Source organism: Klebsiella sp. 2-CIP_Kleb. (assembly GCF_050378715.1).
GTDB classification, from domain to species: Bacteria; Pseudomonadota; Gammaproteobacteria; order Enterobacterales; family Enterobacteriaceae; genus Klebsiella; species Klebsiella quasipneumoniae.
This window is the reverse complement of record NZ_JBNRLG010000001.1, coordinates 761,359-774,733: the sequence shown is the minus strand read 5'-3', so window position 1 is coordinate 774,733 and position 13,375 is coordinate 761,359. Positions and strand designations below refer to the sequence as shown.

Annotated in this window: 14 protein-coding genes; 7 read left to right on the top strand and 7 right to left on the bottom strand. The window is 61.5% G+C overall.

Going from position 1 to position 13,375, the window contains the following annotated elements; genetic code table 11:
- Nucleotides 1-29: 29 nt before the first annotated feature.
- Both pykF and ACQUTP_RS03875 read right to left on the bottom strand, forming a co-directional pair.
- The gene (gene pykF / locus ACQUTP_RS03880; protein WP_004203076.1) at nt 30-1,442 is read right to left on the bottom strand and encodes a pyruvate kinase PykF; all 1,413 of its coding nucleotides are present in this window, start codon (nt 1,440-1,442) and stop codon (nt 30-32) included.
- A gap of 7 nt (nt 1,443-1,449) precedes the next feature.
- A complete protein-coding gene (locus ACQUTP_RS03875) occupies nt 1,450-1,635 on the bottom strand; it encodes a hypothetical protein (RefSeq protein ID WP_418133804.1) in 186 nt (61 codons plus the stop codon).
- Between ACQUTP_RS03875 and ACQUTP_RS03870 the strand changes: the two genes are divergently transcribed.
- Nucleotides 1,580-1,711: a hypothetical protein gene (locus ACQUTP_RS03870; RefSeq protein WP_004217210.1), complete on the top strand. Its 132-nt coding sequence runs from the start codon at nt 1,580-1,582 to the stop codon at nt 1,709-1,711. The genes ACQUTP_RS03875 and ACQUTP_RS03870 overlap by 56 nt on opposite strands.
- A 236-nt stretch (nt 1,712-1,947) precedes the next feature.
- On the top strand, nt 1,948-2,160 hold the full coding sequence (gene fumD, locus ACQUTP_RS03865; protein WP_004203074.1) for a fumarate hydratase FumD: 213 nt from the start codon (nt 1,948-1,950) through the stop codon (nt 2,158-2,160).
- A 17-nt stretch (nt 2,161-2,177) separates the two neighbouring features.
- Here the strand turns inward: fumD and ACQUTP_RS03860 are convergent, their stop codons facing one another.
- Nucleotides 2,178-2,816, bottom strand: a complete 639-nt coding sequence (locus tag ACQUTP_RS03860; protein ID WP_048324593.1) for a TetR/AcrR family transcriptional regulator — start codon at nt 2,814-2,816, stop codon at nt 2,178-2,180.
- Between the two features lie 126 nt (nt 2,817-2,942).
- Here ACQUTP_RS03860 and ACQUTP_RS03855 point away from each other — a divergent pair, with 126 nt between their 5' ends.
- The 4 genes from ACQUTP_RS03855 (at nt 2,943) to ACQUTP_RS03840 (ending at nt 7,842) form a co-directional block, all read left to right on the top strand.
- Complete coding sequence (locus ACQUTP_RS03855; RefSeq protein ID WP_285754947.1) at nt 2,943-4,796, top strand: bifunctional sugar phosphate isomerase/epimerase/4-hydroxyphenylpyruvate dioxygenase family protein; 1,854 nt, start codon at nt 2,943-2,945, stop codon at nt 4,794-4,796.
- A gap of 71 nt (nt 4,797-4,867) precedes the next feature.
- Nucleotides 4,868-6,190: an MFS transporter gene (locus tag ACQUTP_RS03850; protein ID WP_004203068.1), complete on the top strand. Its 1,323-nt coding sequence runs from the start codon at nt 4,868-4,870 to the stop codon at nt 6,188-6,190.
- Between the two features lie 15 nt (nt 6,191-6,205).
- Nucleotides 6,206-7,042 (top strand): shikimate dehydrogenase family protein, encoded by an 837-nt coding sequence (locus tag ACQUTP_RS03845; protein ID WP_032456243.1) that lies wholly within the window; start codon nt 6,206-6,208, stop codon nt 7,040-7,042.
- Nucleotides 7,043-7,098: 56 nt separating this feature from the next.
- Complete coding sequence (locus ACQUTP_RS03840) at nt 7,099-7,842, top strand: substrate-binding domain-containing protein (RefSeq protein ID WP_043519822.1); 744 nt, start codon at nt 7,099-7,101, stop codon at nt 7,840-7,842.
- On the opposite strand, the gene ACQUTP_RS03835 is transcribed toward ACQUTP_RS03840, so the two are convergent.
- The 4 genes from ACQUTP_RS03835 to ACQUTP_RS03820 all read right to left on the bottom strand — a co-directional run bounded on the left by ACQUTP_RS03835 (nt 7,826) and on the right by ACQUTP_RS03820 (nt 11,532).
- The gene (locus ACQUTP_RS03835) at nt 7,826-8,575 is read right to left on the bottom strand and encodes an ABC transporter ATP-binding protein (protein WP_032456241.1); all 750 of its coding nucleotides are present in this window, start codon (nt 8,573-8,575) and stop codon (nt 7,826-7,828) included. The genes ACQUTP_RS03840 and ACQUTP_RS03835 overlap by 17 nt on opposite strands.
- Nucleotides 8,572-9,579 carry a FecCD family ABC transporter permease gene (locus ACQUTP_RS03830; protein ID WP_285754944.1) on the bottom strand — a complete coding sequence of 336 codons (1,008 nt, stop codon included), beginning with the start codon at nt 9,577-9,579 and terminating at the stop codon, nt 8,572-8,574. Before ACQUTP_RS03830 ends, ACQUTP_RS03835 begins: the two co-directional genes overlap by 4 nt.
- Entirely contained in the window at nt 9,569-10,627 is a 1,059-nt protein-coding gene (locus tag ACQUTP_RS03825) for an ABC transporter substrate-binding protein (protein ID WP_049003488.1), read from the bottom strand. Before ACQUTP_RS03825 ends, ACQUTP_RS03830 begins: the two co-directional genes overlap by 11 nt.
- A 92-nt stretch (nt 10,628-10,719) precedes the next feature.
- Complete coding sequence (locus tag ACQUTP_RS03820) at nt 10,720-11,532, bottom strand: DNA-binding transcriptional regulator (RefSeq protein ID WP_023318526.1); 813 nt, start codon at nt 11,530-11,532, stop codon at nt 10,720-10,722.
- A 177-nt stretch (nt 11,533-11,709) separates the two neighbouring features.
- On the opposite strand from ACQUTP_RS03820, the gene ACQUTP_RS03815 reads away from it, so the two are divergent.
- The gene (locus ACQUTP_RS03815; protein ID WP_057215847.1) at nt 11,710-13,374 is read left to right on the top strand and encodes a bifunctional 3-(3-hydroxy-phenyl)propionate/3-hydroxycinnamic acid hydroxylase; all 1,665 of its coding nucleotides are present in this window, start codon (nt 11,710-11,712) and stop codon (nt 13,372-13,374) included.
- Nucleotide 13,375 lies beyond the last annotated feature (1 nt).

Sequence of the window (13,375 nt, the reverse complement as noted above, 5' to 3'; positions counted from 1 at the left end):
TTAAAAAAAACCAATTAACCTGTAAATTATTACAGCACGTGCACGGAAGCGGTATTAGTGGTGCCGCTCGGGACTAATGCGCCAGAGACCATCACCACCACGTCGCCTTTGCGCGCGAGGCCGCTCTTCAGCGCCAGATCTTTGCCCAGGTGATAGAAGTCATCAGTAGAGGCAATCTCTGTCACCAGCTGCGGCACAACGCCTTTGCTCAGCACCAGCTGGCGAGCGGTGGTTTCGTTGGTGGTCAGCGCCAGGATGGTGGCATCCGGGAAGTATTTGCGCACAGCGCGTGCGGATTTACCGCCCTGGGTGGCGACGACGATCAGCGGCGCTTCCAGTTTCTCAGCGGTTTCTACCGCGCCGCGGCACACCGCTTCGGTGATGCGCAGTTTACGGTTGTCGTTGTTGAAATCCAGACGGCTGGTCATGACGCGGTCGGTACGTTCGCAGATAGTCGCCATGATGGTGACCGCTTCCAGCGGGTATTTACCTTTCGCGGATTCGCCGGACAGCATCACCGCATCGGTGCCGTCGAGGATGGCGTTGGCCACATCGCCGGCTTCAGCACGGGTCGGACGCGGGTTCTTGATCATGGAGTCCAGCATCTGGGTGGCGGTGATAACCACTTTGCGCGCGCGGATACATTTTTCGATGATCATTTTCTGCGCGAAGATAACTTCTTCAACCGGGATCTCAACGCCCATGTCGCCACGAGCAACCATGATGCCGTCAGAGGCTTCGAGGATTTCGTCGAAGTTGTTCAGGCCTTCCTGGTTTTCGATTTTGGAGATGATCTGGATGTTTTCGCCGCCGTGGGCTTTCAGGTGCTCACGGATCTCGACGACGTCGGAACGCTTACGGATGAAGGAGGCCGCGACGAAGTCCACGCCCTGTTCGCAACCGAAGATCAGATCCTGTTTGTCTTTTTCCGCCAGCGCCGGCAGGGCGATAGAGACGCCCGGCAGGTTCACGCCTTTGTTCTCGCCAAGGTCGCCGTTGTTCAGCACTTTACAGATAACTTTGTTGCCTTCGATAGCGGTCACTTCCATGCCGATCAGGCCATCGTCCACCAGAACGGTGTTGCCGACGCTCAGGTCAGAGGTGAAGCCTTCATAGGTTACCGCTACGATTTCGCTGTTGCCGATAACGGATTTATCGGTGGTGAAGGTGAAAGTCTGGCCCGCTTTCAGGGAGACGTCGTTGCCGCCTTCCAGCTTGATGGTACGAATTTCCGGTCCTTTGGTGTCCAGCAGAATAGCGGCTTTCTTACCGGTTTTGCTCATCACATTGCGCAGGTTCTGGATGCGCTGACCGTGTTCCGCATAGTCACCGTGAGAGAAGTTCAGACGCATCACGTTCATGCCGGCTTCCAGCATTTTGGTCAGCATCTCTTCAGATTCGGTTTTCGGACCGATGGTGCAAACAATTTTGGTCTTTTTCATGACAGTTTTAGTCTTTAAGTTGTGAAGGATATGGAATTCTCGCTCCGCGGGCGCACTGCCGGGGAGCCAAACCTGTATTACGAAAGTTGCTAAGCCACGCCCTAAGGATAGGTGACAACCCTGAAGCGTGCAGAAGAATGTGTGCTGGCGGTTCAGCCCATGAAATGTGGCAAGGTGTTATGCGTTTTATCATGCAGTCCAATGCGCTGAAACCATTCAAGAAAGAATCGAAGCGCATTATACGCTGCCGAAATCAAAAAGGAAAATAAAAACCTCGTTTCAAATTATGGACAAAACGCGTAACAAAACCGGCACGTTATGCATAAAACTACGCAACACAATATTTCATCAGGCGGCATGAAAAGGGGTGTAAGAAAGGGATTTTACTGACATCATGAGGCGCTAAAATACCCCATTGAGCCGTTAACGGTGGGATGATTTGCGTTGCCGGAAAAATCTATCAATAATGATTTGATTGATAATGAGAAAATGCGAGCCAGACTCAATGGGAAATAAAGCGAAAGACGACGAGCTGTACCAGGAAATGTGCCGCGTGGTGGGCAAAGTGGTGCTGGAGATGCGTGACCTTGGTCAGGAGCCAAAACACATTGTCATCGCCGGCGTGTTGCGCACCTCGCTGGCGAACAGCAAAATCCAGCGTTCACCGCTCACCGAGGAGGCGATGGCGAAGGTCATTCACGCCCTCTCCGGACACTGACGCCTTTCGCCGGCGGGTCAGGAAATCACAAAGCGGACCACCGCCCGGACGGCAATGTCGCAGTGGTGGGCCACCATCGCTTCATCGTCAATGGCGGGCAGCGGATCGTCAAGGTACAGACTGCTGAAGGTGTAGAAATTCGACACCTGATAAAAGCTGAAGCTGCTGATCAACCGGTGGACATCGCGCGCTTCCAGCCCCGCCTGAAAGACGCCCTGCTGTTGGCCGCGTTGCAAAATGTCTTCCAGAATCGACAGGGCGGTTCGATTCAGCGGCTTCAGATCCCCTGAGGCCTTCAGCCACTTGCCGCGCTGCATGTTCTCCATGCAAATCACCCGCATATAGTCCGCATGGGTGGCGTGATAGCGCACGCTCCAGCGCACCAGCCGCACCAGCGCCTCTACCGGCGGCACATTCTCCAGCCCCAACTGCTGCTCGGTTTCGCGGATCCGCGCATACACATGCTGCAGCACCTCCTGATAGAGCTGCTCTTTGCTTTTGAAGTAGTAGACCACCATGCGCTTGGTGGTCTGCGCCTCGGTGGCGATCTGCTCCATGCGGGCGCCTGACAGCCCGTGTTCGGCAAAGACGGCGATAGCGGCGCTGAAGATCCGCTCCTTCAGAGATTGTGCTTCATCATGAGCAACGACGGTCATGGCAACTCCTTTTTCTTGGGTGACAAAAAATACACATAATGATCACAATTTAGCAACCTGGTATGGCGCAAATGAACCAAATGATACATATTCAAGACTCACGTCAGCTATTGACCCGAGGACCTTATGCTGCGCTCTATCGCCACCGTTTCGATTTCCGGCACCCTGCCAGAGAAGCTGCACGCTATTGCGGCGGCGGGCTATCAGGGTGTGGAAATTTTCGAGAACGATCTGCTCTATTATACGGGGACGCCGGCGGAAATCCGCCAGCTGGCCGCCGATTTAGGGTTAAAAATCACGCTTTTTCAACCCTTTCGCGATTTTGAAGGCGCCAGCCGGGCGCAGTTTGCGGCCAATATGACCCGCGCCAGACGCAAATTTGCGCTGATGCGGGAGCTGGGCTGCGACACGCTGCTGTTGTGCAGCAATGTGCAGCCGGACTGCTCGGCGGATAGCGAACTGCAGGTGGCGGACCTGCGGGCGCTGGCCACGTTGGCGGAAGAGGAGGGGATCGTAATCGGCTATGAGGCGCTGGCCTGGGGAACCCATGTGAACCGCTGGCATCAGGCCTGGGAGCGGGTGCAGCAGGTGGACAGCCCGGCGCTGGGCCTGGTGCTCGACAGCTTCCATATCCTGGCCCGGGGCGACACCCTCGACGCGCTGCCATCGGTGCCGGTGGAGAAAATCACCTTCGTTCAGCTCGCCGATGCGCCGTATATGAAAATGGATCTCCTGGAGTGGAGTCGCCATTTCCGCTGCTTCCCCGGGCAGGGGGAGCTGCCGCTGGAGGCGTTTGCCGAGCAGATCACCCGCTGCGGCTATCGCGGTCCCTGGTCGCTGGAGATTTTTAATGACGGTTTTCGCGCCTCGCCAAACGGCGCGACGGCCAAAGATGGTTATCGTTCGCTGCTGTGGCTGGAGGAGCAGACTCGACGCCGGCTCCCGGCGTGCGATGCCGATCTGTTTTCACCGCCGCCGTTGCCGAACTATCACGGGCTGGAGTTTATTGAATTCGCCGCCAGCGTCGCCGAGGCGCAGCGCCTGGGGCAGCATCTGCAGGCTTTGGGTTTTCAGCACGAGGGAAGCCACCGCTCCAAACAGGTCACGCTGTGGCGCAACGGCGGGGCGCGGATCGTGATTAACCATCAGCCCCACAGCTGGGCCGATCACTTTTATCAACGCCATGGGGTATCGCTCTGTGCGATGGCGCTGCGGGTCGACAGCAGTGCGCCGATTGTCGCTCGCGCCCGCGCGCTGGGGTATGCCACCTGGCAGGGCGACGCCGGGCCGAACGAGACGCCTATCCCGGCGATCTGCGCCCCTGACGGCAGCCTGGTCTATCTGATCGACGCCGGAGAGGCGATCTACGAGCGCGATTTTCTCCTGCGCGACGGTTTGACGGTGCGCGAAGATTACCTCGGTATCGACCATCTGGCGCTGGGCATGGAGGCAGACAGCCGCGACAACTGGGTGATGTTCTTCCGCACGGTGTTTGGCTTTACCCTTGAACATGAGCAGACGCTGCCGGACCCCTATGGACTGGTGCGCAGTCTGGCGGTGCGCAGCCCGCAGGGCGATATCCGCCTGGCGCTGAATATCTCCCAGAGCCGGGCGACGCAGATCGCCCGATCGGTCGCCTGCTACCAGGGGGCGGGGCTGCAGCATGCCGCCTTTGCCTGCCGCGATCTGCCGGCCACCTGCGACCAGCTCGCCGCGGTTGCCGGCCATGCGCTGCCGATCCCGGCCAATTACTATGACGATCTGCTGGCGCGTTTTGGCGGCGAGTTGGACGTCGGGCAGCTCCAGCGGCGGCAGCTTCTCTACGACCGCGATCCGCAGGGCGGGGCGTTCCTGCACCTGTATACCCGGCCCTTCACCGCCGGGCGCTTCTTCTTTGAATTAACCGAACGACGGGCAGGCTACGCGCTCTATGGCGCGACGAATGCGGCCGTCCGCCTGGCGGCGATGCAGTATTGTTAGCCTGAATCAAATGGTTCATTATGCCTGAAACACAATAACAACACCCTCTGTACCCGAGACAGGAACTGACTATGAGCTCATATAGCCCTAACCCGACGGCTGCCGCCCAGCCGGCCGTCACCGCGCGCCGCTCCCGGCGGCGCATCGGCATTCTTGCGCTGCTGGCCATCGGCACCATGATCAACTACCTCGACCGCACCGTGCTGGGGATCGCCGCCCCAAAGCTCACCGCTGAGCTGGGGATCGATCCAGCGATCATGGGGATACTTTTCTCCGCTTTCGCCTGGACCTACGCCCTGGCGCAAATCCCCGGCGGGCTGTTTCTTGACCGCTTTGGCAACAAAGTCACCTATTTTCTGTCGCTGACCCTGTGGTCGCTGTTTACCCTGTTCCACGGCATGGCGGTGGGGCTGAAAACGCTGCTGCTGTGCCGTTTCGGGCTTGGCGTCAGCGAAGCGCCGTGCTTTCCGGTCAATAGCCGGGTGGTCAGCGCCTGGTTCCCGCAGCAGGAGCGCGCGAAGGCCACGGCGGTGTACACCGTGGGGGAGTATCTTGGGCTGGCCTGCTTTGCCCCGCTGCTGTTCTGGATCATGGATGGCTTCGGCTGGCGGGTGCTGTTCGTCAGCGTCGGCGCGGTTGGCATTCTGTTTGCCCTGGTGTGGTGGCGCTGCTACCGCGAACCGCATGAAGATCCTCGTCTCAGCCAGCAGGAGCGTGAGCATATCGAAAACGGCGGCGGCCTGAGCGCCCCGACGGACCAGCAGGTGGCGTTCAGCTGGCCGCTGGTCCGCCAGCTGCTGAGCAAACGCCAGATCATCGGCGCCAGCATCGGTCAGTTTGCCGGCAATACCGTGCTGGTGTTCTTTCTCACCTGGTTCCCGACCTGGCTGGCCACCGAACGCCATATGCCGTGGCTGAAGGTTGGTTTCTTTTCCATCCTGCCGTTTGTCGCCGCCGCCGGTGGGGTGATGTTTGGCGGCTGGATCTCCGACAAGCTGCTCAAAGCCACCGGGTCGGCCAACCTGGGGCGTAAGCTGCCGATCGTCGCTGGCCTGCTGATGGCCAGCTGTATCATCTCCGCCAACTGGCTGCAGAGTGACCTGGCGGTGATCCTGGTGATGTCGTTTGCCTTTTTTGGCCAGGGGATGGTGGGCCTCGGCTGGACGCTGATCTCCGACATCGCCCCGAAGGGGCTGGGCGGACTTACCGGTGGCCTGTTCAACTTTTGCGCCAACCTCGCGGGGATCCTCACCCCGCTGGTGATCGGCTTTATCGTCGCCGGGTTCGGCAATTTCTTCTACGCGTTGATCTACATCGGCGGCGCCGCGCTGCTGGGTGTGGTGGCCTATCTGTTTATCCTCGGCGACGTCAAACGTATCGAGTTATCGCAGTAAACAAAGGAGCAAGGCATGGTGATTAGTGGGAATACGCGGCTGATAGCGCATCTTGGCTATCCGACCGCCAGTTTTAAGGCGCCGATGATCTACAACCCGTGGTTTGTCGACCAGCAGGTGGACGTGAAGGTGGTGCCGATGGGGGTCAAACCGGAGGACTATGCCGCGTTTATTCCGCCGCTGTTTACGATGACCAATATCATCGGCGCGCTGGTGACGATGCCGCATAAAATCGCCACCTGCGAGCTGGTGCAGCGCCTGAGCCCGACGGCGGCTATCGCCGGCGCCTGTAACGCCATCCGTCGCGAGGCGGACGGCAGCCTCTCCGGGGACATGTTCGATGGCGACGGCTTTGTGCTGGGCCTGCGCCGCAAAGGATTTCATCCTGAGGGGACGCGGGCGCTGGTGGTCGGCAACGGCGGAGTGGGGTCGGCTATCGCCGCCTCTCTCGCGGCGGCAGGGGTTAGCGCTCTGACCCTGTACGATACCCGACCGGAGGTGGCGCACGCTCTCGCCGGACGGCTGCATCAGCACTATCCGCAGCTCGATATCACCCTGATGCAGCGCGATCCGGCCGGACACGAGCTGGTGGTTAACGCCACGCCGCTGGGGATGAAGGTCAGCGATCCGCTGCCGCTGGACGTGGACCGTCTGGCGCCTGGCACCTGGGTGGGGGAGGTGGTGATGACCCAGGAGTATACCCCGCTGCTGAGGGCCGCCCAGGCGCGACAGTGCCCCATCCAGCGCGGGACCGACATGCTGTTTGAAATGATCCCCGCCTATCTGCGCTTTTTCGACCTGCCGGTAGCCACCCCTGAACAGCTCCGGGCGCTGGCGGAAATTCGCTACTGACGTGGCGGCAAACCGGGTAATATAGCGCTATATTATCCGGTTTATAGCGACGATCTATAATGTCCACTCCTCTCACGCTGCTGGCGGCGGGAAGCCTGAAAAGCGCTTTTCTGCCGCTGGTGGCGTACTTTCAGCAGCAGACTGGCCTGGCGGTCGATGCGCAGTTTGGCCCTGCCGGCCTGCTGCGCGAGCGGATCGAGGCCGGGACCCCGTGCGCGGTTTTTGCTTCCGCCAACGCGGCGCACCCGCAGGCGCTGCTCCAGGCGGGTCTGGCGCAGGAATGCCAGGGATTTGCCGGCAATCAGCTGATGCTGACCGCCAGGCGGTCGCGAGACAACGATGGCCTGGACTGGCTGGCGCTGCTCAGCACGCCCCGCCTGCGGCTGGCGACCTCCACGCCGGGATGCGATCCGTCAGGAGATTACACCTGGCAACTGTTTGCCCGAATCGAGGCGCGCTGTCCAGGGTTGGGCAACGCGATGGCCGGGCGGGCGCAGCCGCTGGTCGGCGGCAGAGACTCACTGAGCGTGCCGCCGGGAGAGATAGCCGGCGCGTGGCTCATTCGCCAGAATCTGGCGGATCTGTTTATCGGCTACGCGCACTATGCCCCCGCGCTGGCCGCCTGCGACGATCTGCGTACCCTGACCATCCCGGCAGCGTGGAATATTCGCTGCGATTACCAGTTGGCGCGCCTCAGTGCCGATCCCGCCGCGCTGGCCCTGTATCGCTTTATCCTCGGCGACGTTGGCCAGGGGTATCTCCGGCAGGCGGGTTTTATGCCGTTCAGCGACGCAGAGTAAACCCCGGCGCCAGCAGAGGGGACGCGGACGCGGGATGGTAGATCAGACGTACCGGCAGGCCGTACGCTTGCCGGAGGTGCGTTTCGCTCAGCACTTCGGCAGTCTCGCCCGCCAGCCACTGGCCCTCCGGCAGAAGCAGCAGCGTATGGCTGGCCACCTGTAGCGCATGATTCGGATCATGAGTGGTGAACAGGACGGTGCGCGTCTGGCGGTGAGCGAGGTCGTCGATCAGCTGGAGCACCACCTGCTGGTTACCGAGATCCAGCGCCGAGCAGGGCTCATCCAGCAGGATATTCTGACTGGCGCTGACCAGCGCGCGGGCAATCAGCACCAGCTGCTGCTGGCCGCCGGAGAGCGCGTCGAAGTCATCCCCGGCCAGGGCGGCAATCCCCAGCTGCGCCAGCGCCTGCTCAACCCGCCGGGCATCCTCCTCGTCCGGCTGGGCAAAGAGATCCACGTGCCGGGCGCGGCCCATCAGCACCACATCGCTCACTCGCCAGCGGAAAGCGGGACGAAACGACTGCGGAACCAGGGCGACGCCGCCCTCGCACTGCGCCCGGCCGCTCAGCGGTGGCAGCACGCCGGTCAGGGTATCCAGCAGAGTACTTTTTCCCCGGCCATTGGCGCCCAGCACCGCCCAGATCTCGCCGGGACGGCAGGCCAGCGTGAGCGGGGCGAAGAGCGGCTGACGGTGGCCGTAACGTAGCGCTTCCAGCGACAATGAGCGGTTCATTGGAGCGTATTCCTGCGTCGGGATTGCACCAGCAACAAGGTAAACAGCGGCGCGCCGAGCAGGGCTGTGATGATCCCGATCGGGATCTCCGCCTGCGTCAGCGTGCGCGCCATATCGTCCACCACCAGCATCAGGGCGGCGCCGAGCCAGAAGGCGGCGGGCAGCAGGCGACGATGGTCGGCGCCCACCAGCAGACGGGCGAGGTGCGGGACCACCAGTCCCATCCAGGCGATGCTGCCGCTGACCGCCACTTGCGCTGCCACCAGCACCGCGCAGCAGACCAGCACGGCGCGACGCAGCGCGGCCACCGGAACGCCAAGACTGCGGGCATCGCGCTCCTCCAGCGCCAACAGATTGATTCGCCAGCGCAGCTTCCACAACACCCCGGCGGCCAACGCCATGGGCAGGATCATGAGCAGTACCTTATGCCAGCTGGCGGTTGCGAAGCTGCCGAGCAGCCAGAAGACAATGTTCGGTAACGTCTCTTCGCTGTCGGCGAGGTACTGCATCAGGCTGACCAGCGCGGCGAAGAAGCCGCTGAGGATGATCCCGGACAGAATCAGCCCCAGCGTGCTGTCCCGCCCCTGCAGGGCGGCGAGGGCGTAAATCAGCCCCAGCGCGACGAGGCCAAAGAAAAAGGTCGAGGCCATCATCAGCAGGCCGCCGACGCCCAACAGGATCGCCAGCGTGCCGCCGAAGGCGGAGCCAGAGGTCACTCCGATGATGTGCGGGTCGACCAGCGGGTTCTGGAACACGCCCTGTAAGGTAGCGCCGCACAGCCCCAGCGCGCCCCCGGCCAGCAAAGCTATGACCACGCGCGGCAGGCGAACCGACCAGACGATCTGTCCGATCACCCCTTCGCCTGGTGGGAGATGGATCAGGGTGTGGCCAACGGCGCTCAGGCTTAACGGGAACTGGCCGAAACAGAGCGAGGCGACTGCGATCGCCAGCGTCGCCAGCGCCAGGCTGCCCTGCAACAGCCAGGGACGGTGGTTAGCGGGCATCTGGCGTCCACGCTACGCGGTAAAAGCGTTGATAGTAATCCCTGGCTTTACTGTCCACATCGATGTTCTGGTAACGCGAAGGGTAGAGTTTTTTCGCCATCCACAGCTCGCCCAGCGCCAGGGCCTCCGGCATCGGGTAACCCCAGGCTTTGGCGTACTCCGGCATCAGCCATACGCGGTGATGTTTCACCGCATCGATCGCCTGCCACTGCGGGTCGTTCTCTATCTGTTTGACCACCTGCGGATAACGGTCCTGGACGAAGATCACCTGCGGGTTCCACGCCAGCACCTGCTCCAGCGACACCTGACGGGCGCCTGTTACGCTGGCGGCCGCCACGTTCAGCGCCCCGGCGTGCGCCATCATCAGACCGGTGTATTTGCCGGCGCCGTAGGTATTCAGATCGGGGTTGGCCATATACACCCGCACCCGCTGGTTCTGGGGAATATCGGCCACCGGCGCATTGGCTTGCTTACGCGCCTCAAAGGTGTAGTGAATCAGCGCCTCGGCCTCGGGCTGGCGTTCGACGACCTCGCCGATAAGGCGGATCCCCTCTACCAGTCCGGCGTTATAGGCCTGCTCCTCGTCAGCCATGGTGGGGTTCATTTTACTTTTTTCCCCAGCGGCATCCTGGCGCAGCGAAATGGCCACCACCGGGATCCCGGCCTGTTGGATCTGCGCGATCATCGCCGGCGGCGCATAGTTGGCGACGAAAACCACCTGCGGACGCAGCGCCAGCAGGCTTTCAATATTGACCTGAGTGAGATCGCCCGGGGTCGCCAGTTGCCCGATCTCGGGCATAAAGCGGGCGAACTGCGGCCCGAGCTGTTTCTTCCAGCTGCTTAAGACGCCGACGATATCCTCAGCGGCATGCAGTTGCACCAGCAGGTTGAGCGTCTGATGCTGCAGAACCACGACGCGGGTGACGTGGTTGGGGAGGGTGACCTGGCGACCCAGCTGGTCGGTGACAGTGCGGTCGGCGAAGGCCTGACCGGTGAACAGGCTGGCGCTGAGCAGCGTCAGGCCCAGCAGTAAGGGGTGTTTTGGCATGATCTGGCCCGAATGGCGTGAAAAATTCGTTGTGTATTAAATTATATAACGACGCCGGGCGCAATGGTTGATCGCGTTTACCCTCACTACGATCAAGGCATTTCGTACCACACTTCTTGATCCTCCATGCGCGCCTCTATCTGGCCCGCCACCCTCTGCAGCGTAGAGAGATGCTTTTGCGCCGCCTGCTCAATGGTCATGGCGCTGGCGATATAGACCAGGTTGAGGCAGCCGATGACCCGCTGCTGGCTGCAGACCGGCACGGCGATAGAGGCGATTTTCTCCTCCTGCCGCCAGCCGCGGAAGTTTTCTCCATAGCCGTTCTGGCGGGTGCGGGCGAGGATCGCCGCCAACCGCTCCGGCTCACGGGCCAGCTGATACTCCGCTTCCGGACGGGCTGCCAGCATGCTGAGAATGGCGTCGCGCTCCGCGTCGGGAGCAAAGGCCAGCCACGTCAGACCGGAGGCGGTGAGCAGCAGCGGCAGTCGCCGTCCGACCATCGCCCGGTGAAACGACAGCCGACTGAAACGGTGGGTGGTTTCGCGCACCACCATGGCGTCGACGTCGAGGGTGGTGATGTCCGTCGGCCACTGTACTTCGCGCAGCAGCTCGCCGAGCAGCGGCGTGGCGAGGGCAGAAATCCAATGTTCGTCACGAAATCCGTCGCTCAGCTGGCGGACGTTAATGGTCAGACGAAAGCTGTCATCGGAGCGGCTGCGGCGGACAAAACCCTCCTCCTGTAGCGTCTCCAGCAGCCGGCGCACGGTGGTGCGATGCAGGCCGCTAAACTCCGCCAGCAGGCCCGGCGTCGCGCCGCCGTCGAATTTATTTAACAATTTTAATAACAATAAACCCCGGCTTAATCCGCGCACCGTTTTGTACGCTGTGGACCCATCGTCATGCATCAAACCCTCCTGAAAACGCTTTATAAACAGCGCTGTGCACCTGGTGCACATTCGATGATGTTTTCATTGTAGCCGAAAACCCCCGCCCTATACTCAGCCCATTATAAAAATACGTTTACACATGATTAACAAATGGCCTGCCGGTCTGGCCGTTTCCGAGTCGTGAGGTCGCTGAGAATGACAACATCTACACCCGATATTCAACCCGCCGTGCAGCATACCGCCCAGGTCGCCATCGCCGGCGCCGGTCCGGTAGGCCTGATGATGGCCAACTACCTTGGCCAGATGGGCATCAGCGTGCTGCTGGTGGAAAAACTCGACAAACTGATCGATTACCCGCGGGCCATCGGTATTGACGATGAATCGCTGCGGGCGATGCAGGCGGTGGGGCTGGTGGATGACGTGCTGCCGCACACCACGCCGTGGCACGCCATGCGCTTTCTGACCCCGAAGGGCCGCTGCTTTGCCGACATCCAGCCGATGACCGATGAGTTTGGCTGGTCGCGGCGCAACGCCTTTATCCAGCCGCAGGTGGATGCGGTGATGTATCACGGCCTGCAGCGTTTCCCACAGGTCCGTTGCCTCTTCTCCCGCGAGGTGGAAGCCTTTAGTCAGAGCAGTGACAGTGTCACGTTAAATATCAAAGGGCCGGACGGCGAGCGGGAGACGGTGCGCGCGGACTGGCTGGTGGCCTGCGACGGCGGCGCCAGCTTTATTCGCCGTACGCTGAACGTCCCCTTTGAAGGCAAGACCGCGCCGAATCAGTGGATCGTCATCGATATTGCCAACGACCCGCTGGCCACCCCGCACGTCTATCTGTGCTGCGACCCGGTGCGGCCCTATGTTTCCGCTGCGCTGCCACACGGCGTGCGCCGCTTTGAATTTATGGTGATGCCCGGGGAAACCGAAGCCCAGCTCAGCGAGCCGCACAATATGCGCCGCCTGCTGAGCAAAGTGCTACCGGACCCGGATCGCGTCGAACTGATCCGCCAGCGGGTCTACACCCATAACGCGCGCCTTGCCGAGCGCTTTCGCATTGACCGGGTGCTGCTGGCCGGCGACGCCGCGCACATCATGCCGGTCTGGCAGGGCCAGGGATACAACAGCGGCATGCGCGACGCCTTCAACCTGGCGTGGAAGCTGGCGCTGGTGGTCAACGGCAAAGCGGGAGAGGCGCTGCTTGACAGCTACCAGCAGGAGCGTCGCGACCACGCGAAGGCGATGATTGACCTGTCGGTGACCGCCGGCCACGTGCTGGCGCCGCCGAAGCGCTGGCAGGGGGCCGTGCGCGATGGCCTCTCGTGGCTGCTGAACTACCTGCCGCCGGTGAAACGTTACTTCCTCGAAATGCGCTTTAAGCCGATGCCGCAGTATCGCGAGGGGGCGCTGCTGACCGATGGCGCAGATAAATCCTCGCCGGTGGGCAAAATGTTTATTCAACCGCAGGTGACGCTGGAGAATGGCGAGAGCCTCCTGCTCGACGAGGTTATCGGGGCGAATTTCGCCATTATCGGCTGGGGCTGCAACCCGCAGTGGGGGCTCGACGCCGGGCAGATCGCTCGCTGGCGCGCGATAGGGGTGCGCTTTATTCAGGTGGTGCCGGAGGTGCAGATCCACCGCGAGCAGGATAACGCTCCGGGCACGCTGCGGGTGGGGGATAAGCAAAACCGACTGAAGAGCTGGTTTGCGCAACATCACACCGCCATCGCTGTGGTCAGGCCGGACCGCTTTGTCGCCGCCCTCGCTATCCCGCAAACCCTCGGCGCGCAGCTGACCGCCCTGGCGGAAAAAATGACCCTCGCAGCCGGGGATACCGCCCACGCTGAAGAGAAGGTGGCCTGAT